Source organism: Halogeometricum pallidum JCM 14848 (assembly GCF_000337095.1).
GTDB lineage: Archaea > Halobacteriota > Halobacteria > Halobacteriales > Haloferacaceae > Halogeometricum > Halogeometricum pallidum.
In genome coordinates this window covers 1-20,239 of record NZ_AOIV01000036.1, presented here as the reverse complement: position 1 = coordinate 20,239, position 20,239 = coordinate 1, and the positions used below count along the sequence as shown (strand labels likewise).

The following is a 20,239-nucleotide window of genomic DNA, read 5'->3' as shown; positions in this document are numbered from 1 at the left end:
GTTGCCTGGAGTTTCGTCTCGATGTTCTTTAAGTTCCTGTTGGAGTCCGCCAACAACACTTCGTAACGTCCTCAGTCATCAACAGATTCGCCGATGTATCCACGGGCAAGTTTTGCTTCAGCTTGTCGAAGCCGATACGAGAGTGTCGAACGAGGCATATCCAGCTGGTCTGCGAGGTCGTCAAGTTTGATCTGGCGAGGGGTTTCGTAGTATCCAGCGTCGAGGGCAGCATGGAGTGCTGCTCGCTGTGAGGCAGGCAGCGACACGGCTGCGAGTGTATCCTGCTGCCATCCCTCTGCATCGCGAAGGTGCCCCATCCGGAACGTAAGGTCCGAACGCAGGGCGGCCCCCAGTGAGTCGTACAGCATCCCGACCTTCTCATCCGAGCGCATCAGAATGCGCCAATCATGGCGATCCTCCTGACGGTGGGTCTCGAAGATCAATCCCGACGGCAAATACCGACCGGCGAGGGTGTGGACTGATTCACAGCCACTAATTCCCTCAAGATACGTGTACAGTACTCGCTCGTTGTTCGTTCGCTTAAGGACATCGTGGTGTCTCGTCGCCCGACAGTCAGTTTCCGTGATTGACTCGCCACAGATTGAATCATCGAAGCGGAGTTCTTCGATCCGGTTGAGTGCCGCCGTTGGGCCGGTGATCCGTTCGACCCGCCAGAAGTGGTCTTCGGTGACACACCCATCCAGCGAATGAGCGAGCACCTCTGGATGATTAATGAAGACGTCCATCACTGGGTCTGTATTGGCTTCGTACTCGATGCCAAACGTGAATTCGCGCATAATTACTGTCTCGTATCCCGGGAAGCGCGAGTGACTGAGGGTCGAGACCCGATAAATACGCATACTCTCAGATGGGAGAGTTCCCCGCGGAGTCCAAGGAGAAAACGAGGGCCACGCATACCGCTTACTAAGATGTTCGGCATAAAAAATGTTGTCGTCCGCCAAACGGAGTACTACCAACGGTCTCCGCGTAGGGGAGAGTATGGATGGACGCTCGGGTACGACCGTCCGGCGCACACAGGAGTCCACCGAGCGGGAGACGAGTGAGTTCACTTGTCCTGAGTGTACAGCACCGCTCCAACAGGACGAAACTCACGGTGAGACAACGTGTATCGAGTGCGGATTAGTCGTTACGGAGGATGAGATCGATCGAGGGCCCGAGTGGCGGTGCTTCAATGCGGCAGAAAAAGAGGACCGCTCTAGAGTGGGGGGACCAACGACGAAACGCTTGCACGACGATGGACTGAGCACGGTAATCGACTGGCAGAACTCCGACGCACACGGGAACGCGTTGTCATCGAAGAAGCGCCAGCAGATGCAGCGGTTGCGGACCTGGGATGAGCGGTTCCGTTCAAAAGACGCTCAAGAACGGAATCTCAAACATGCACTCGGCGAGGTAGACCGGATGGCGAGTGCCCTCGGCCTTCCAGAAGCGGTGAGAGAAACTGCGAGTGTAGTGTATCGGCAGGCACTTGATGCGGACCTTCTCCGAGGGCGCTCGATCGAGGGCGTTGCCAGTGCCAGTCTCTACGCTGGTGCACGACAAATGGGTACGCCGCGGAGTCTCTCAGAGGTTACAACTGTCTCGCGGGTCGAAAAGCTCCGTATCCAGCGAGCATACAGCTATATCGCACAGGAACTCGGTCTCGGAGTAGAACTGGCTGATCCACACACCTACGTCACTCGATTCGTCTCCGATCTCGACGTCACGCACGAAGTCGAACAGATCGGCCACGAACTCCTCGACGCTGGGAACGCCCAGAACGTACACAGCGGGAAGAGCCCAGTCGGCCTGGCTGCTGCTGCCGTGTATGCTGCGTCCCGACTCGCGAACCAGCGGGTGACCCAAGAAACCGTGGCGGCGACGACAGATGTGAGCATGGTAACGATACGGAACCGCTATCAGGAATTGCTCACTGCGTACGAAATCGCCGAATAATCACCCGACAGAGCGGGATTATAAAGAGTAAGAAGAATNATACGGAACCGCTATCAGGAATTGCTCACTGCGTACGAAATCGCCGAATAATCACCCGACAGAGCGGGATTATAAAGAGTAAGAAGAATACCCGCGCCTCCAGGCGCGGGATGAGTCCGGCAACCCATTCCACAGTCCACCATCGATAGCACCGCTGGATATTCCACCGCCTCAATACGAACTTTCACAAGAAGTGCGAGTATAAGCATTTATACAGGCGTTCCACGGATGCTGGAAATCCACCGAACACACCGAGCGAAGATCCTCAACCACAGTCAGGTAGAGGACTCGCTCGACCGTCACGGGTGGAGTGCCAGCAAGCTCTGGAACGTCGCCAACTACCAATCCCGAGACGTCTGGGAAGACACAGGCGAGATACCCGACCACGAGGAGTTGAAAGACGAGTTGAAGACACATCCAAAGTACAAGGGACTACACAGTCAGTCCAGCCAGCGGGTTCTGGAGGAACTCGCTGAAGCCTTCAACTCGTGGTACTCCAGTGATGACGACCGGGATAATCCGCCCGGCTACCGTAAACGCAACTACTACGACGACCAAGAATACCGCGTCCACGAGGAACACCCGCGTTCCACCGTGACGTGGAAGCAGAACGGCATCCGTCACGACTCGAAGAACAACCGTGTTCGTCTCTCAAAAGTGCGAATCACAAGGAACACCCACGAGCGTGGGAGTACATCCTCGTCGAGTACGAGACACGCCCCGGTGTCGAGGTTGAGAATCTGCAACAGGTTCGCGCCGTCTACGACCAGGCGAAGGAGCGATGGGAGTTACACCTCGTCTGCAAGGACGAGATTGAGACCCCCGACGCTCCCGGCACTGAGACAGCGGGTATCGACCTCGGCATCAGCAACTTCGCTGCCGTCGCCTACAGTACGGAGGAAGCTGATCTGTACCCCGGCAACCGCCTGAAACAGGATGGGTACTACTTCCCGAAAGAGATCGCCAAGTGCGACGACTCAAGTGGTGACAGGGCCACGCGACTCCATCAAAAGTGGTCTGAACGTCGTACCCACTCTTCCACAGTCTCGCCAAACACATCGTGGAGCAATGTGTCGAGAAGGGCGTGGGTTGCATTAACGTCGGGGAGTTGGAAGGTGTGCGCGAGAACGAAGACGGTGAGTCGAAGAGCTGGGGGAAACATGGCAATCTCGACCTGCACGGGTGGGCGTTCGACCGCTTCACGTCGATTCTCACGTACAAGGCGAAGGTCGAGGGCATCGAGGTCGTGGAAGTGGACGAGAGCGACACGAGCAAGACGTGTTGCGTCTGCGGTCGGGAAGACGACAGTCAGCGGGTTGAACGCGGCCTGTATGTGTGTGAGGAGTGTGATGAGGCCTATAATGCGGACGTGAATGGGGCGGAGAACATCCGTCTCGACATCAACGAAAGTAACTCCGAGTCATCACCCGTTCTGGGTGGGGATAGGAGTACCGGCTGGTTGGCACAGCCCGGAGTCCACCTGTACGACCTCTCCTGCGGATTCCAACCGCAGGCCGAGGTGGTGGACTCCAAACCCTAATATCCCAACCTCGGGATTCCTCCGCCTTCAGGCGGAGGAGGATGTCAATTGTCTGTCATCCCCTGCAGCTGATTCGCCCGTTCGACACCCTCTTCCGCGACGTCCTCGATCGAACGATCGTTGTGTTCGGCTAGTATCTTGATGAGCTGTGCCAGAAACAACCCGTAGTCGCCCTCACTGTCTTCCCGACACCCACTCAGCATCATCGGACCGTCTTCCATCGCCGCGAACAGCTGAAAATACTCGACTTCATCGCTGTCCAATAGAATCATTGCGCCCTCACGTTGCCGTTCGAAATCTGTCGGTTCGTCGTTCATGACTACGTATCACCCTCCAGAGGAGGCCATTTGGTCAACTGTACCGATTCAACACGGAATTGACAGCGCCGATTCATTCCTGTTTTTGGGCTTTGCCCATCCGGCGAAGGAACTCCACGAGTGTTCCTAGTCCTTGCCGGACATCGTCATCCCGAAGGGCCCCAAGCAGTCCTCGGATTCCAGTCGGTTCCGACGTCCGCTCATCTGTAAACGCAGTCAGTCCAGCATCGACTGAATTGATGAGTTTTGGGTCACCAAGACGTTCGGCGAGCGACAGCATGTTTCCGAGATTCTGCCCCATCTCGTATGGCTCAAGCTCGCGGTCCCCCCGCGCGTCAGCGAAGCCTGCTACAACTATCCGGAGTTGTTCGAAGGAACTCCGTGAGCCAGCGGCAGCAGCCTTCAGCTCTGGTATAAGCTCGGTCACTAACCCCTCGGTCGCCTCCAACAGATCGAGGAGTTCGATGAATGTATCCGTGTTCTCCCCCAGTTTCTGGAGCAGCACGAGCGGTTCCTGCCCCTCGAACGCGACCCGGAGCTCTTCGAGCGGTTTGCGGGCGTCAGCGGCGACGGTTTTGACCTCCGGTACGAGATCGTCCGCAAGGTCCTTAGTCGCATCCAGCAGCTCGAGAAGTTCCGTGAGCGTCTCCACGTTCTCGCCGACCGTCTGGAGGAGTACCAGCGTCTCCTCCCGTTCGAGCGCGAGTCGGAGCTCCTCGAGTGACTCGCGGGATTCTGCGGTCGCCGTCTTGAGCTCCGGCGCGAGATCGGCCCCGAGTTGCTTCGTTGCTACCAAGAGGTCGAGGAGCTCAACGAGCTCGTCCGCGTTCGCCTCGACCCGAGCGACCAGTTCGTCCATCTCGGACTCCGGTGGGGCTGTCGTCCCCTCGACATTGCTCGCCATCGATCTACACCGGAGCGGGGTCGTACCCCTTCATCCACATGTTCCAGTAGGTAGCCGGGAGGACGTTGACGTCGAGTACCCAGTTCGCACGGCTCTCGACAGGGGCTGACAGCGCGTCCTCGTAGTCGAACTCCGCGATGACTGCCTTCCCCTTTTGGGTGAGCAGCGGACACGCCGCATAGCCGTCGTAGTGGCCCCGCATCGGGTTCCCTTCCATATGTGCGATGAGGTTCTTTGCGACGACGGGCGCTTGTTTTCGGGCTGCTGAGGCCGTTCGAGATTTCGGGGCGTCGTCGCAGTCTCCGAGTGCGAATACGTTGTCGTACTCGGTGTGCTGGAGGGTGTGCTGATCGACTGTCACGTACTGGGGTGGTCGCTGTGGATCACCCGAGTAGATCCTCTCCTGTTTGTCGAACGTAACGGGCTCGCCACCCTCGGTCAACGGGGAGTTCTCCGCGATAGAATCGGCTCCGTACTGCGGCGAGACGGGCGCGTACATATCGTACTCGATTTCGTCGCCGTCCGTAGAGCGGACGACCCGGTTCTCGTAGTCGACTTCTGCGACGGAGAAGTTCGGGACGAACTCGATGTCGCGGTCGGCCCAAATCTCCTCCATCTTACTCTTGTACGGTTCGACGCCGAACACGGCCTCCCCCGGCTTGGTCATGATGACCTGTGAATCCTCCCGAATGCCTGTGCGGGACATGTAGTCCTCCATGAGCATCGACATCTTCAGCGGTGCACCGGCACACTTGATCGGCGTGTCTGGCACCGTCACGAGGAAGGTCCCGCCCTCGAACTCGTCGACGGCATCGCTCATGCCGGTCGCAGCATCGTAGTGGTAGTACGGGAACACCTCGTCCGTTTCCCGCCACCCTTCGGCCATTCCCGGAACCGATTCGGGCTCGAGGGTGTGGCCTGAAACGACGACGAGGTAGTCGTACTCGACGTTCTCCCCGGTACATTCGACGACTTGGTCGTCGGGATTGACGCCGGTCACCTCGTCCTGGTGGAAGTCAATGCCCGGGTTCAGGAGTTCGTCTACCGGCCGCATCTGCGCCTCCGGCATCATATAGTCGAACGGAAGGAGGTAGTACGACGGCTGGTAGTAGTGCGTGTCGCTCTTGTCGATGACGGTGATGTCGGCCTCGTCACGCTGGAGTTTTCGTCGAAGGATGTTGGCTGTCATCGCTCCGCCGGACCCAGCGCCAATGATGGCAATCCGTGTCATGTGCTGCTCATTATCAAACTCGGTGCGAACGTGTTAGGGGTTCTCTTGGCGAGCGCCAACTTTCAGCATAAGCAGGGGAAGTATTGTCTTGAATCAGCCCCTCGATGTCGGTCAGAACATATAGAGCAGTGCGCCAAGAGTGAGGCTACTCACCAGAACGAGACTGATTGAGACCACAACGACGGGAGTGATCCCCGACTCCCGGAGTTCCCCGATGTTGATACTAAGCCCTAGCCCAGCAAAGGCGACGAGAAATAGCCAGTTAGACGCGTTGTCAAGAGTTTGGATTTGTGGCTCTGAGAAGAGGCCCGCACTCCCGAGTAGCATAAGAACCACGAACCCGATAATGAATTTCGGGAAGCTTTCCCAGAGGTAGCGCCACTTGTTCTCGACGGTTGCAGTCGTTGCACCTCGGCGACTGTAGTACAGGGCATACCCGATGGCGACGACGCCGATGAGAGCATTCCGGGTGAGTTTTACTAGAACCGCCCACTCTCCCGCTGTTCGTGAGTACGCGAATCCAGCAGCCGTGACTGGACCGGTGCTGAACATCGTCGTACCGGCCCAGATTCCGAAGACGACATCGGGAAGCCCGAGCAAGCGACCAACGAGTGGATAGATAACCAGCGTAACTGCATCGAACAGGAGTACAGTTGCGGCCGCATACGCGATCTGTTGCTGATCGGGTTTGATACTACCTGCGACCGCAGCTACAGCCGACACACCACAGATACCCGAGCCAGCTGCGAGGAGCGACCCGATTTTCTCGGGAATGTCGAAGAGCTCTCGAGCTAGTATTTCGACTGTGAGGACCGTTACACAGACCGCAATCCCAACGACGAACAGTACCTGCAGGCCAGCGTCAACGACTTGCTGAAGCGCGACTGTAACACCCATTAGGACGATTCCGGCCTCCAGCCAGAGACTGTGTGTATCGACGCCAGCCACAGCCCAGTCGGGAACACCGACCGTATTGGCAACGAGAACACCTAATCCAATGACGACGATCAGATGGCTCCCGAGTGGAACGACTGCTGTAATGCCACGGGCGAGGAACCCAAGCGCCAACAGAACCCCCAGACCCGGGAGGAGACGACGCAGCGCCCCCATCGTCACCACGGAATCGGGAGCCCGACCCCGACAGCGAGAACGAGAACCGACGAGAAACAGATCGCCTGCCATCCACGGTCTAACGCCGTCCAAGCTTGATAGAGACCCGCTATCGAACCATCTACTTCGACCGAGGATTCGTGCGACTCAGACCCTTGGTGTTGCTCATTACTCATTACCCAATACCAGCCGCCGATAGTTGCATAATGGTTCGTTTGGCGAGTGCCAATATTATTTAATCAAGAGTCCTCTCGTCACTGCACAGAAGGATCAAGCCTCACTACCTCGCTCGCTGGAGTTCAGCTTGGTGGACCGTCTTCCGTGAACTTCGAGTATTCTAATTTCGAATTCGACCCGCTTCCCAGCGAGCTCGTGATTGAAGTCGATCGTGGCTGTCTCGTCATCGACATCAACAATCCACCCAATATCGTTAGTTCGGCTTCGAACGAGTTCACCGAGTTCGGCAGTTGTTTCGCTTCGTGATTCAAGTTTCGACCGGGGGACCGTTACGACTGCTTCATCGTCTCGTTCGCCGTACGCGTCTTCCGGATCTAATACGACAGTCCGTGTTTCTCCGGAACGCATGTCCTGAACGGCGTCATCGATACCGGGAAGGACGTGCCCTTCGCCGACACGGAACTCTAGAGGTTTGTAATCGCGATGATCATGGTAGATCCTCTCGTCGAGTGCAACGTCTACGTCCGTGGTTTCGAAGACGGTCCCATCGACTGTCCGTCCGGTGAGATGGACTACCGCGATCTCTCCCGCTTCGATCATCGTCCGTCACCCCTCCTCGACCGTGCAATCCACGGCGTGAGGCATGTACGCAGTGTTGGCGTAGCCACCTTTATTCCACGGGAATTTGTCGTTCTCGATCCCCCGGAGCTGTTCCTCCGGAGCGGAGATGGTCGAGGGTTGACTTCGCCCTTGTTCGTCGGTCGCACGTGAGACGAGCGTGTACTCGCCCGGGGACGCGTCCCACACGTATCGGAACTGTCGCCACGAGTTTGGCCCGGCTGCCGGCCCGAAGAATTCCGCTTCCCCGAAGGTGTCGCCACCATCCGTCGAGACCTCCACGGTATCCACGCGGTCGTCGCCGGCCCATGCCACGCCGAGGACCTCAATTTGCCCGGCCGGGTTCGGCGTGACCGTTTGCCCCGCTCCGGGATAGCCGATCAGTGATTTCGCCATCTGATCGTACATGTACGCGTTCCGGATCTCGTCGGTTCGATTCATCTGCTCCCTTGTGTCGTAGACCGGAATATCCTCGTACTGTTCTGCGCCGTCATCCTCCTCCGGAATGACACGGTACGAGTACTGTTGCCAGTGGGTGTACAGGCGCTGGTCACCGTCCTCCCATTCGTCCCCGATGACCATTTTGTCCATCACGTGCATTCGGTTGACCCATTTGACGTTGTTATTACCGTACCACCCGGGGACGAGTAACCGGACGGGGAATCCGTGCTCGGCGCTCATCGGCGCACCGTTCATTTCGTACGCCAGCAGCGTGTCGTCCAAGACCTTCTGCATCGGAATCGAGCGACAGAAGATGTCTTCTCCCTCTGGAGCGTCGCCGCCCATCACGGACAAGAAATTCCCCTCGGACGTGTTCCCGCCGTACTGCTCCAGAATCGCACTGACGGGTGTTCCGGTCCACACGGTGTTCCCGACCGCGCCGAACGACCACTGGTTTCCTCCCACTTGTGGCTCGAAGTACGCCCGACCGTTACCAGAACACTGCATCGTGTGAGTGACCGATTCCGTACTGAAGGAGTGTTTGATCTCCTCCATGGATAGGTCAACTTCGGAGTCAACAAGGCCGGTCAACGAGATGGTCCACTCCTGTTCATCGATCTGTGGAGATGGGTAGTGATTCCGGATGTAATGTTCCTCACGCGGCGTGATGAAGTGTGTATACGTCTCCCGTTGAGCGGCCTGCGCGTTCTCCGGTTCGGGAGAAAGGATCTCTAACCCAGGATATTTTTCCTGGAGTGAGGGGCCAGTTTCTTGCTCCGGAGTGGCAGTCGGACTCTCCGTTGGTGTCGCCGTCGACGTTTCGGTCTCTGTCGATTCGTCCTGTGTCTGCCCACATCCAGCAAGAGCAGCCACTCCTGCGACTGCCCCCGTTGCATGTAAAAATCGACGTCGTTTGAGGAACCGGCTGGCAGACTCCTCATCTGAGTCTTTAGTGTTGCCATCGGTATTTTGATATGCCATAGCATACCATGACACGCAGACAAACAATCAAGACTCGGTTGGCGAGCGCTAACTACTACTCCGTCACGGTGATTTCCCCAACCATTCCCTGACCTTCGTGGGGTGCGCACACATAGACGTATTCTCCAGCCACATCGAACGTATGTTCGAAGGTTGCCCCCTCCTCCATGACTGTATAGTGCTCGTCACCGTCATAGCTTGCAAACGGGTCCGCGCCCTCCGGATTTTCACACTTTTCTGATGCTCCTGGCTTACTGGTTACGTTGTGGCCCGGACTTTCCGCGATCCAACGGACGGTCGTGCCAGTTGAGATCTCAATGGTCTCCGGATCGAAACGGAGCCGCCCTTCGGGCCCACTAGCGACCTCCGTCATACTGCTTTTCGGGGTTGGACTCGGAGTTGGACTCTCCGGTTCTGTTTCAGTTGGATCATCGGCTGACGGTGCACCAGTACATCCGGCTATCGTCAATGTCGTTCCAACCCCTACTGTTGAAAGGAATCGCCGTCGATTCATATACCCAAACACTTGCTGTCATTGTGACATAGTGGTTCGGTTGGCGAAGGCCAACTGAGCGTTGATACTATCTAACGGGGCAATCCAGTCCAATCGAAGATTGAGATCGAGATAGCAGGGACCACTGAATTCAGTCTCGATCGAAAATCAACCCATAGTGATACGGCGGGAGTTCGATATGAGACCGCTGCCCGAACCCCGCTGGTTCAACGAGTGCGGCCGTGGACCGTGGAGACAGACGGAGCTCCGCCGGTGGACCCCGTGGCTCACCGGCTATCGGCGTTTCGGCCTTGGGTGCAGGATACCAGTTGACGATGATGAACCGTCCATCAGGAGTGAGAACGCGTCTGACCGCCGATGCGAACGCTTCCTGATCCGCCACACCGTGGAAGGTGTTCATATGGAGGGCAATATCGACAGACCGTTGCAGAAATGCGGCCATATGGCGAGCATCACCACAGATCGGATGGACATTCTCTATCTCCTGACTCTTCGTTCGAGCGTGGAGGGCTGCGAGGAGGTTCGCATCTATATCAACAGCAAAGACGGGGGCAGTACCCACGAGTCTTGCCGTCGGCAACGTGAAATAGCCATCTCCAGAACAGACATCCACGATTGAATCATCGGTAGCGACACCGAGTCGTCGAAGTACCGTCTCCGGATCGGGCCACAGTTCACGCCACCAGCTCCAGTCGGGTTGCCCGGTGTTTTGGAATTTCACTCGAATCTCGTACCGACTGCTCAGTTTGCTGCGCAGTTGTTCGGCCCGAGTTCTAGGTCTTCCGCGTCATCATCCAGTGGTTCATCGCCCCAGTTGATGTGCTTGATTTGCTGGTAGTTGTTGGGGGTGTCCGATAGGGCGTCGACGATGGTCTCAACAAACTCCTCTTCGTTACCGGCTTCAACCATCCCGAACAACTCGTTGTCTTCTGTAAGACTGACGAGTCTCGTTGCTAACGGACGGACCTCTTCGTCGCTAAAGTGACCCGGCAGGACGACCGTGTCATCGGGGAGCTCACCAAGTCGCTCCAGACTATTGAAGAGGTCTGAAGCAGCCTCGCGGATCGCGTCCTCGCTGCTGTCCTCGAGGTCGGGGCGACCGACGCTCTGGAGGAACAGTGTATCTCCGGAGAGAACTGTTCCTCCGAACTGGAAGGAGACGCTCCCCGGTGTGTGGCCGGGTGTGTGGATCACGTCGAGTTCTCGCGTTCCGACGGACAGCGTTTCACCGTCCTCGATAGATGTGTACTCATCGAGCGAGCCACCGTCTTCATCGTGGAGGTAGTATGGCACGTCGTCTTCCTCGGCAATTATTCGCCCACCGCTGATGTGATCCGCGTGCGCATGGGTGTCGACCGCTCCGACGATCTCCACCCCAATGTCGTCAGCGATGTCACGATATCTGTCGATGTATAGGCTCGGGTCAACAAGAAGCGCTTCGTCATCATCGAAGACGACGTACGAGACGCAGCCCGTCCCGGGACGAACGACCTGAAGCACGCCAGGCTCGGACTCCACGTCGTACGTTTGATGCACGCGACCCCAGCCCCTCATTCCGTCGCTCATCGAACGAGCCTCGTAGCCTCGCTCTCGCAGGAATTCGGCAGCGCTAGCAGAGGTGATGCCACCGACACAGATCACGGCGATTTCCTTATCCTTTGGAATCTCGTCAAGCGCCGATTCGAGCCCCGAGAACTCATCATCGAGGAGCTCATCGTAAATCGGGAGGTTGTAACTTCCACTGACGGCCCACTCCTCGTAGTCATCCTCGTTGCGGACATCGAGGATGAACAGCTCGTCGTCATCGCGCCGCTCCGCGACTTCCTCCGGGCTGATATCCGTGGATGCGAAGTCTGTCTTGCTCATCCTATACATTATTAGTGGGCCTCGATGCATAAGCCTGCATTTGGCGAGCGACAAAGTATCGGTGCAGGTGTTACACAGAGACATGTTTATCTGGCATCTATCCGAAGTTCAAAAAGCGACATGGAAGACTCACCAAAGCCGGTCCAGCGAGGTGAGGATATACGCCCACCAGAGGTCCTCAGCGTGTCACAGCTGAACGACCGAACCGCGTCTGTCGTTGAGGAGACGCCTGCCCTCCACGGTGTCCGCTGTATCGGAGAAATCACTGACCTCCACCAGAACAGTACAGCGCTCTATTTCACGCTTACCGACGGGAACGCCGAACTCCCCTGTATGCTCTGGGCAAACCGCTATCGGAACATGGATGTCGACCTCGAGGACGGGACCGAGGTCATCCTCGAAGGCGATATCGACTACTGGGTCGAAGGTGGGAAAATCGACCTCAAACCGTGGGAAGTCATCGTCGTCGGCGACGGCGACCAAGCGGCTTCCGTCGAGCGACTGCGAAGCGAACTCGAAGAGCGTGGCTGGTTCGACGACGAACAGAAACAGCAACCGCCGGCGTTCCCGGAGCAGGTCGGCGTCGTCACTTCCCTCGGAGGGGACGCCCGGTACGACATCCAGAATGCGATCCACGAGCAGGATCCCACCGTCGACATCCTGGTGAAGGACGCAACCGTCCAGGGGTCGAACGCGCCGACGTCCATCGCGAACGGCATCCACCATCTCGACCGCTCGGAGGACGTCGACGCGATCATCGTCGGCCGGGGCGGTGGGAGCGACACCGACCTGATGGCGTTCAACCACGAGTCCGTCGCAGAGGCCATATTCACGTCTAACACCCCGGTTGTCGCAGCCGTCGGTCACGCAGAAGACCGGACGATAGCAGGACGCGTTGCGGATCGAAACGCGATCACGCCGACTGACGCCGGTGAGTACGTTACTGCGGACGTGGAGCAGTTCCTCTCTGGCGAGGTGGACAGATTAGAGCAAGAATTGGAAGCCGCCTACGAGTCGTTCAAGCGGGAGTTCGAACACGAAAGAGAACTGGAGCAAGCCGCTGCGGAGGCGGGTAAGCCAACAGGAATGAGCCCAGCCTACTACAAGGCAATCATCGCGGTCCTCATCGTGCTCCTGCTGGTCGTGCTCGGATTGTGGCTGTTCATGTAACCATGGCTAAAGACACAGAAATCTCGGAGAACGTCGATCGAATCAACACCCTCATCGAACAGCTAGAATCCGGTGACCATTCGAAGTCCACCGGGGAGGAACTCTTCCAGGAGGGACAGGGTCGGCTTGCGAAGCTCCGCGAACTCGTCAACGATGGGGATGGCGAGATTATCGAGCTGGACTGACGGATCTACTCTGAATAACTTAACCAACGCGAGGCGGTACTCCGCCAATCTTGTTGGTTAAGACGTGTCGCTCTTATGTAGAACTCAGGAGTGACCCTGTAGCAAGGCAATCGACGACGATTTCGAGGGATGCGCCGACGAGGTTCAACGAGCGAATGAGTCCGAAGGTGTGAGCGGCCTGCTCCAAGCCTTGCTTGGACAGGCCGCGGAACTTTCGCAGCCATGGCTTCACGAGCGAGAAGAGACACTCAACCTGATTGATGTGGACGCCGTCGGCGGAAACGTACCGTTCGTCGTGGACAACGATTCGATGGTCGTACTCCATTCGTCGGTACGCTTGGAGACCGTCGGTCCAGACCTCTCCCAGCGGTTGGGAGAGGTCTTCAGCCTCCTGCATGACCGGCGCTAAGTCCGTCTCAAAGTCGATTCCAAGATGACCGCGAATCACCCGCAGCACGTCGCGGCAGGCCGCGACGAGCGTGATCTGATCGCCGTGACGTCCCTTCCATCGTGAGCGTCCGGATCGAGACGACCCGCCGCGGTACCGACTGTTCCGCGGCGGGTCTTGGCCTTTGTAGCCTGAACAGACCGTGCTGGATTCGTCGACTTGCGTTGGGCCCGAGATAGAGTGTTGGAACTGCTCCCAGACGAGGGGGAAGCCGCGCGTGACCGCGGCTTCCACCTCTCGAATCGCGTAATAGACGGTTTTGTACGCCCTGTCGAGCAGGACTGCAATCTGAGAGATACTGAGCAACGTGTCTGCATAGAGAAGGTACGCGAGAAGCACCTCTCCTGCGGTGAGGTGCTTCTCGTGAAAGGGCGTGCCATAGGTGTAAACCGGTTTGAAGTCGCAGTTTCGGCAGATAACACGATCAGACGATTCCCACGTGTGAATGCTGGGATGGTCGCAGCGAGGACACGTGGTATACTCCCAAAACTCCTTGAGTCGCCGCTCGATGCCGGCATCGAGCGGCTCGGTATCCAACTCGAAGAGGCCGAGATCAACGAGCTGGCGAAGCATCCCGCCGAACGCTGGCTGAGTCTGAGGCATAACCTCAAGTTTTCGGCTCGCTCACCGTAACTACACGGTCGTTCCGCAGCTCTACACAAGAGCGAGACGTGTTCGATGCTGTCCTCCAGCCAAATTCTCCCGATTTATTTCTAGCTTAGTAACACTCGCAATATCCAGAAAATATTTATTTCTCATCCAAATACTCAGTCAATATGTACCACGACTCCGTTGGTGCATACCCATACTCGCACGTATGATAACTCGGTCAGTCACCATCGAAGACATCGATGATCTGTACCTGATGTGGAACGACCACATCAACGCCTCCGCCCTCTATCGCCGCGCTCTCCGGGAGGAAATGGAAGTTCGCGATGTCGACCCCGACGACCTCCGAAACCTCCTCGAACGGGCCCGCGAGCAGGGCTACACGAAAGAAGAAATCGCCGACGAGACCAACCGGTACGCCGATCTGAAGGCACTCGTCGAAGACGCAGAGGAATAACCCGCTATGACACAGGACAGTACAACCTCCGAGACGTCTAAGAATCGTACTGACAATCAGTCCACGGTAGTGAGCAAGGTCCCCAGACAAGCCGTTCTCACCGTCGCACTGTTGACCCTGTTCGCTGTCCAACCCGCCGCAGCGCAGACCAGCGCGGTCTGTAGTGCGGATAACCTCCCCAGCATGATTGAGGGATTCTTCCAACTGACTACCGGACTCGGCATCGTCGGCCCTGTCTCTTATACACATCTNCTCAAGCGCCACAAGCGCTCGGCGATGAAGTCTGCCGTCGTCCTCGTCGTCCTCGGCCCGCTGTACACCGTTGCGGGGTCGATGATGGGGCTGCCGCTGGCACAGTGCGTCGACCTCGTCCCCTGGTAAGTCACTCTACCATCCCGTCGCGAGCCCCCATGGAACAACGAGAGCTCTCCGTGCTCATGGCCGCCCTGTTCGTGACGAGCCTAGTCACGGGTGTCGTCGCAGCCGATCCACCACGCCCGGGTACTGAGGAGAACGGCCTTTCTGAGAACGAGTCAGCGACGCTCTGGTCTCGCGATGCGGATAACTATATCAGTCAAGAAGAGTACCGCCAGCGCTACGGAGAGGACCGCACGTCCGTCCACCAGCTCGCGAATGGGACAGACATCACGTTCAAGCGGCCGCCTGCAACTGCCGCAACGTGGACTCGAAACGATTTCGGCGACCTCGAAGCCGGTGGGTCAGATACGTCAGTTCATCCGCCTCACGCATCCCTCGAAGATGGTGTGTTCATCGAAGACGCCCATGCGACAGTGTTTGCGGTTCAGCCGTCGACGCGGGGCCACCTCGAGTCCGGCGAAACCCCGCTCTACATCGCACCGAATGGGACGATGCGCGGGTTCGTCGATTACCGCGTCCGTGTTCCAAACGGGAGTTCCTCGGGGAACAGGACTGTCGAGTGGTCGCTTACGAACCACGAGATCGAGGAAGTTCGGCTGCAGAAAGACGGGGAAACCATTGCGAGGACCGATGGGTCGCACACGCCGGCCATCGACTACCAGATCGACGACGACTGGAGTGCAACCCTCACGCTTGAAGCAGAGATCCACGTCCGGCTGAAGAAGACGATACGGACTAACGTGGGGAACAGCACCGACGTCGACGTCGTCTACCGTGAGGAGACACGAAACGTCTCGGACTCGATCGACGTTGAGATCTACGACCTCTCTGCGTACCCCTACTACGCCGAGTACCCCAACGGCGATGCTGGCGTTGCCATCTTCCAGTCTCGGCCGTGGCAAGGCTACACGCTCACCGACGAGGGGAACGCGAGCGTACGCGGTGTCTGGCGGTTCTATACCGCCCGGAACACCAACTGGGACACGCTCGTCAGGTCGAATCGAACCGACAGCGCCGAAGTCGAATCCGATGCGATCCCCGTGTACGTCCACGCGTATCCCTCCCGAATCGGACCGCGTGCGGAACCCGTTCGCGACGGCCCAGAGATCATCGACACCTGGGGCACGGAACGTCCCTCTCCGCAGGGGACCATCGGCGAGAACGTCAACATCGAGGTCGTCAACCAGTCCTACGAGACGACGTACGGTGTCGCCGTCCGTGCCGAGAACGTCGACAGAGAGGCACTCCACGTCGCGGGCATCGTCCGCGGTGTGAACGCATCTATCGTCGAACCCGACGCCGGTTCCGATCGGCAGCTTCGTCGCAGCAACCTCACGGTGGAGGTTCTTCAACAAAACCAGTCGCAAGCGACACTCCGGATCGAACTGCGTGACAACCAGACTGGCGCACCGATCGTCCTCAACGACAGCGCCCGCCGGTATCCCATCGGGGGTCGCCCACGTGATGGCTACATCACCATCGCCAACCGGGAGGTCGAGACCAACGTCTCTGGCGTAGCCGTAGTGACGATTACTGAACCCGGCATCTACACCGCCCGATATCATCCGGGGTCGTGGCTTGGACACAACCCAGCCTACGTGAGTGATACGGCGACCGCCAGGTGGCATCCACTCGGAACCATCGACGGCTGGTTCGCATTCATCTTTGAGGTCGGCTGGCAGTTCATCCCCTTCTTTGTGATGTTCTACGCAGGACGCCGTCTGCTCCGAATGCTCGGCCCAGAAGACATCTTCCAACGAGATCCATGACCAGAAACCATCCACACATCAGTCGAAGAAACGCCCTCCGAACAGTTGCAGGCGCGGCACTCGCGAGCGTGGCTGGCTGTCTGAACGACGGTGGAAGCTCCGGAACTCCCAGTGACGGGACAGTCACTACAAACAGCCAGGGGCCGCTCACGCGAGTCGCCGTTGAGGGCACGACGCTCGTCGTCGAGCTCTCGGCAGAGGCCGACGTCGACCAAGTCAACCTCATCCAGCCGAACGATGAGCTGTTCGGAAAGCGTGACGTGGCTGCAGGGGCCCAGCAGGTCTCGTTCGAGATNGTCGACCAAGTCAACCTCATCCAGCCGAACGATGAGCTGTTCGGAAAGCGTGACGTGGCTGCAGGGGCCCAGCAGGTCTCGTTCGAGATCGGAACTGCATACGACCCCGGCGAGTACCGCGTGGTCGCGCTGAAGGGGGAGGAGACAGTCGCCGAAAGCACGACAGATATCGAACCGGAAGTCCAGATTCAAGACGTTGGACTCTACCGAAACAATCCCGACAAACCGTGGGATGAGGTTTACGGAGACACAGAGACAGACCGGTTGAAAAACGGCGAAGCGTTCGTTACCGTATCAAACGCTGGCACAGGCCCAGATGCAATTGTTGAGCTCGTGTTCTCTGGAGATGTTCCGAACCCCATCGAAGATCCCCGGGGAAGCGGGATGTACGAAACAGAGCAAGTGGTTGTTGCCCCTGGAGAGACAGTAGATCTCTTCAGCAATTCGTTCCCCTTTGGCTCAGAGTCTGAGAAAGGTATGGGGTGTTCGCCTGACGGAAATAGCGGACAATTCACCGTTCTCGTTGAGACAAGGGTCAACGGGAACGAGATTACGAAAGCGTTCGATGTGGAGTACTCAGGATCTGAGGAGATGAGTGATTGTGAGGTCGCAATCACGGAGGCCTGACGATGGTTGACTTGATTGACGTCGTACTGGAAGGGTTCAAAGACGTCGTTGAGTGGGTCATCGGTCTCTTCATGGATGGCCTCCGGTTAGGGTATCAGACCCTGACTGAGGCGATGTTTGGTACACCAACGCCACAGACTGATGGAACGTTCATCTTCGGTGACCCAAGCAATGCACCGTGGCCAGCGATTCAGGATGGACTCGTTGGTGGCGAGATCATGCTCATTGCTCTACTCCTGCTCGTAATGAGCGTACAGGGCCGCCATACCATTCGAATATTCAACGTGGGCAGTGCCTACGAAGCCCGAAAGACCAAGAAAACTGCATGGGTCGGTGCTTTCCTTATCATCACATGGTACTGGATCGGCGCTCTCACCCTGTACCTTGTAGATGGGTTCACCATTGCCCTAATGCCCGATCTCTCCTCGGTATCTGCAGCGATGCTACGGTTCTTAGGCGTCTCTATTACCAATCCAGGTCTGGGGCTATTATTCGCCCTCTCTGGTGGTATCTCGATGTGGGCTTTGGAAGCCCTCTTCTACATTCGCAAGATCCTGCTCTACGTCTACCTGTACGGAATGCCGATTGCGTTTGCGCTAGCCTATGGGAATATACCCGTCATTTCTGATATCGCGATGGGTTTCGCCAAGCGATTTGTTCCTTTGGCTGTCCTGCCACTTCCAGCAGCAATGGTACTCAAAGGATACGACCTCATCTATGCTGGAGGCTCGCTAACGCCGGGTACCGCGTTTCTAAAGTACCTTGTTGCTGCGTCTCTCCCGCTCGTCGCACTCTATGTGACCTGGAAGACGTTCAAGTACGCGACTCCGCTGACTGCAAAGGTCGTCGGAGGCGCGACGAAGGGGGCGGCACTCATCGGTGGAGTCGCAGCGGGTGCGTACGTCGGTGGCGCTGGCGTCGCGACGACCGCGGCCCGTTGGGGACCAAAGGCAGCTGCTGGTCATGCTGTCGCGCAGAAAGCCGCAGCTCGGGGAGAGAGTAGTGACGAAGAGAACAGTACGCCGTCGTACCGGCGGACCGAGAACGACCCTGGAATCTACTAAGCACCCATGTCGATGGATCAAGACGCAGCCGCACGGCGCATCATGGACCAGTTCGGCGAAGAGAGTCGAATCCCCTACCTCAACATCGAGGAGGGAGACGTCGGCGTGCTCATCGCCTTCCCGATTATTGGGCTGTTCGTCGCTGGTCTCACCGGAATCGAATCGCTCGCCCTCCCGTTCGTCGCAGGAGGATTCGGGTTTGGCGTTGCCGTCATCTACGTCTCTCCCGACCATCTGAACGCGTGGACGTGGACGAAGGACGTCTATCGCTACGCCAAGCGTCCGCGAGTCACGTTCAGTGCCCCAGAAGAGCCCGAGAGTACCACGAACGAGACAGAGCGAAACGAGGGCGGGCTCGCGAACTACACGCCGTTCAAACCGGACGAGCGAACGCAGGACCTCACAAACGTCAAGCGGGCGTGGCCCGGTGCTGGAGCGATTCAACGGGCAGACGGAACGATGGAAGCGTTCATCGAGATCGACCCGGGGAACATGGATTTCGCCATGTCCGACGACTGGGCACAGCTCCAGGAGGCTGGGGAAGAGTTCGCCAACAAGGAGCTCGACTCGAAGCTCAAACTCCACGCGACAACCCGGTCATTTCCGGTAGAACAAATCACCGAGACGATCGAAGAGCGGCTCAACGACGAGGACGTCAAGCAGAACCCGATCTTCCGGGAACTCCTCGAAGAGTATCGTGAGACGCGTCCCAAGGAGATGCGTGATCGTGGCATCCAGCAGGTCCGCTACTACATCGGCGTCGAGGTCACGCCCCTCGAAGTCTATGACAGATACCGAGACGAAGGGACACCTGCCGAGAAACTGACGCAGTTCCCCGTCATCGGGTTCCTGTTCAACCCGTTCGTGACCCGTCGTGAGGACCTGACGGATGTTGAGCGTCGGGCACAGATGTTCGAGAAGCTCGACAGCCGCGTCAACGACGTTCGTGCCGAGTTCATCCAGCAGGCCTCTGGCTGGTCTGCTCGCCGGCTCAGTACGGTCGAACTGTTCGTCCTTAACATGGACTTCTGGAACGGGAGAGAGCACGACTACGACGAAGCAGAGCGTGTTGTTCGCGAGCAACCGATTATCGGCCACTCGCGCCGGGAGGATGAGACCAATGCGTAACGTCGTCCTGCAGGCGGGTGATGGGTCCCTCACCCAACTCACAGAGTGGCTACTGAATCCAACGTCGCCCGAAGGTGCGGCGATTTACCTTCTGTTGGTTGTGGTCCTCGGAGTCGTCGGGAAGCTCCTCTGGGACCGCCACACCGCCGACGAGGAACCCGAAGTCGACTTCTCGGACGTCCTCGACGAGGAGACGCTCGAAGAGGGGCACGCAGAGGGACAGCTCCTCGACGACATCTCCGAGTCTCACAAGACGGTGACCGCGCCGGCAGCCATCGAGTGGGAGACACGAGCCGCTCGGGTTGGCGAGCAGTGGACGACGACGCTGTACATCGCTGACTACGCCGACTACCCGAACGACGGCTATCTGAGCGACCTCTTCGAGTTGACCGACGTCGAGTTCGACCTTACAGC

The 20,239-nt window shown here is 57.9% G+C and carries 20 protein-coding genes and 2 pseudogenes; 11 read left to right on the top strand and 11 right to left on the bottom strand.

Annotation, left to right across the window (positions count from 1 at the left end):
- Window positions 1-71: 71 nt before the first annotated feature.
- A complete protein-coding gene (locus C474_RS13935; protein WP_008387924.1) occupies window positions 72-797 on the bottom strand; it encodes a helix-turn-helix domain-containing protein in 726 nt (241 codons plus the stop codon).
- Between the two features lie 202 nt (window positions 798-999).
- Here C474_RS13935 and C474_RS13930 point away from each other — a divergent pair, with 202 nt between their 5' ends.
- Together C474_RS13930 and C474_RS13925 are read left to right on the top strand one after the other, a co-directional pair.
- Window positions 1,000-1,956 (top strand): transcription initiation factor IIB, encoded by a 957-nt coding sequence (locus C474_RS13930; protein ID WP_049917014.1) that lies wholly within the window; start codon window positions 1,000-1,002, stop codon window positions 1,954-1,956.
- Window positions 1,957-2,223: 267 nt separating this feature from the next.
- Window positions 2,224-3,535, top strand: a pseudogene (locus C474_RS13925) (RNA-guided endonuclease InsQ/TnpB family protein).
- Between the two features lie 44 nt (window positions 3,536-3,579).
- Here the strand turns inward: C474_RS13925 and C474_RS13920 are convergent.
- The 9 genes from C474_RS13920 to C474_RS13880 form a co-directional block, all read right to left on the bottom strand.
- Window positions 3,580-3,852 carry a hypothetical protein gene (locus tag C474_RS13920; RefSeq protein ID WP_204366095.1) on the bottom strand — a complete coding sequence of 91 codons (273 nt, stop codon included), beginning with the start codon at window positions 3,850-3,852 and terminating at the stop codon, window positions 3,580-3,582.
- 73 nt (window positions 3,853-3,925) lie between these two features.
- Window positions 3,926-4,711: a DUF1641 domain-containing protein gene (locus tag C474_RS13915; protein ID WP_083862063.1), complete on the bottom strand. Its 786-nt coding sequence runs from the start codon at window positions 4,709-4,711 to the stop codon at window positions 3,926-3,928.
- A 49-nt stretch (window positions 4,712-4,760) separates the two neighbouring features.
- The gene (locus tag C474_RS13910; RefSeq protein WP_083862041.1) at window positions 4,761-5,987 is read right to left on the bottom strand and encodes an NAD(P)/FAD-dependent oxidoreductase; all 1,227 of its coding nucleotides are present in this window, start codon (window positions 5,985-5,987) and stop codon (window positions 4,761-4,763) included.
- Window positions 5,988-6,098: 111 nt separating this feature from the next.
- Complete coding sequence (locus C474_RS13905) at window positions 6,099-7,097, bottom strand: YeiH family protein (protein ID WP_049917039.1); 999 nt, start codon at window positions 7,095-7,097, stop codon at window positions 6,099-6,101.
- A gap of 270 nt (window positions 7,098-7,367) precedes the next feature.
- Complete coding sequence (locus C474_RS13900) at window positions 7,368-7,874, bottom strand: FKBP-type peptidyl-prolyl cis-trans isomerase (protein ID WP_008387909.1); 507 nt, start codon at window positions 7,872-7,874, stop codon at window positions 7,368-7,370.
- A gap of 6 nt (window positions 7,875-7,880) precedes the next feature.
- Window positions 7,881-9,314, bottom strand: a complete 1,434-nt coding sequence (locus C474_RS13895) for a sulfite oxidase (protein WP_049917013.1) — start codon at window positions 9,312-9,314, stop codon at window positions 7,881-7,883.
- A gap of 55 nt (window positions 9,315-9,369) precedes the next feature.
- The gene (locus C474_RS13890) at window positions 9,370-9,687 is read right to left on the bottom strand and encodes a plastocyanin/azurin family copper-binding protein (protein ID WP_008387905.1); all 318 of its coding nucleotides are present in this window, start codon (window positions 9,685-9,687) and stop codon (window positions 9,370-9,372) included.
- A gap of 271 nt (window positions 9,688-9,958) precedes the next feature.
- On the bottom strand, window positions 9,959-10,549 hold the full coding sequence (locus tag C474_RS21610; RefSeq protein ID WP_008387902.1) for a class I SAM-dependent methyltransferase: 591 nt from the start codon (window positions 10,547-10,549) through the stop codon (window positions 9,959-9,961).
- 20 nt (window positions 10,550-10,569) lie between these two features.
- Window positions 10,570-11,694, bottom strand: coding sequence for an MBL fold metallo-hydrolase (locus C474_RS13880; RefSeq protein WP_049917038.1), 1,125 nt, complete (start codon window positions 11,692-11,694; stop codon window positions 10,570-10,572).
- A gap of 120 nt (window positions 11,695-11,814) precedes the next feature.
- Here C474_RS13880 and xseA point away from each other — a divergent pair, with 120 nt between their 5' ends.
- A complete protein-coding gene (xseA, locus tag C474_RS13875) occupies window positions 11,815-12,864 on the top strand; it encodes an exodeoxyribonuclease VII large subunit (RefSeq protein WP_049917010.1) in 1,050 nt (349 codons plus the stop codon).
- A gap of 2 nt (window positions 12,865-12,866) precedes the next feature.
- Window positions 12,867-13,049, top strand: a complete 183-nt coding sequence (locus tag C474_RS13870; protein ID WP_008387895.1) for a hypothetical protein — start codon at window positions 12,867-12,869, stop codon at window positions 13,047-13,049.
- Between the two features lie 73 nt (window positions 13,050-13,122).
- Here the strand turns inward: C474_RS13870 and C474_RS13865 are convergent, their stop codons facing one another.
- A complete protein-coding gene (locus tag C474_RS13865) occupies window positions 13,123-14,100 on the bottom strand; it encodes an IS1595 family transposase (RefSeq protein WP_008387894.1) in 978 nt (325 codons plus the stop codon).
- Window positions 14,101-14,314: 214 nt separating this feature from the next.
- On the opposite strand from C474_RS13865, the gene C474_RS13860 reads away from it, so the two are divergent.
- The 7 genes and pseudogenes from C474_RS13860 to C474_RS13830 all read left to right on the top strand — a co-directional run.
- Window positions 14,315-14,563, top strand: a complete 249-nt coding sequence (locus C474_RS13860; protein WP_008387891.1) for a hypothetical protein — start codon at window positions 14,315-14,317, stop codon at window positions 14,561-14,563.
- A gap of 6 nt (window positions 14,564-14,569) precedes the next feature.
- A complete protein-coding gene (locus tag C474_RS13855) occupies window positions 14,570-14,944 on the top strand; it encodes a hypothetical protein (RefSeq protein ID WP_008387890.1) in 375 nt (124 codons plus the stop codon).
- Window positions 14,945-14,973: 29 nt separating this feature from the next.
- On the top strand, window positions 14,974-16,710 hold the full coding sequence (locus C474_RS13850; protein WP_049917009.1) for a hypothetical protein: 1,737 nt from the start codon (window positions 14,974-14,976) through the stop codon (window positions 16,708-16,710).
- Window positions 16,707-17,633 carry a hypothetical protein gene (locus C474_RS13845; RefSeq protein ID WP_049917008.1) on the top strand — a complete coding sequence of 309 codons (927 nt, stop codon included), beginning with the start codon at window positions 16,707-16,709 and terminating at the stop codon, window positions 17,631-17,633. The genes C474_RS13850 and C474_RS13845 overlap by 4 nt, the downstream gene beginning before the upstream one ends.
- Before the next feature lie 2 nt (window positions 17,634-17,635).
- Window positions 17,636-18,697, top strand: a complete 1,062-nt coding sequence (locus tag C474_RS13840) for a hypothetical protein (protein WP_008387885.1) — start codon at window positions 17,636-17,638, stop codon at window positions 18,695-18,697.
- Between the two features lie 6 nt (window positions 18,698-18,703).
- The gene (locus C474_RS13835) at window positions 18,704-19,825 is read left to right on the top strand and encodes a hypothetical protein (RefSeq protein ID WP_008387883.1); all 1,122 of its coding nucleotides are present in this window, start codon (window positions 18,704-18,706) and stop codon (window positions 19,823-19,825) included.
- Window positions 19,818-20,239 (top strand): annotated as a pseudogene (locus C474_RS13830) (VirB4 family type IV secretion system protein); the annotation flags it as partial. The gene C474_RS13835 and the pseudogene C474_RS13830, both read left to right, overlap by 8 nt.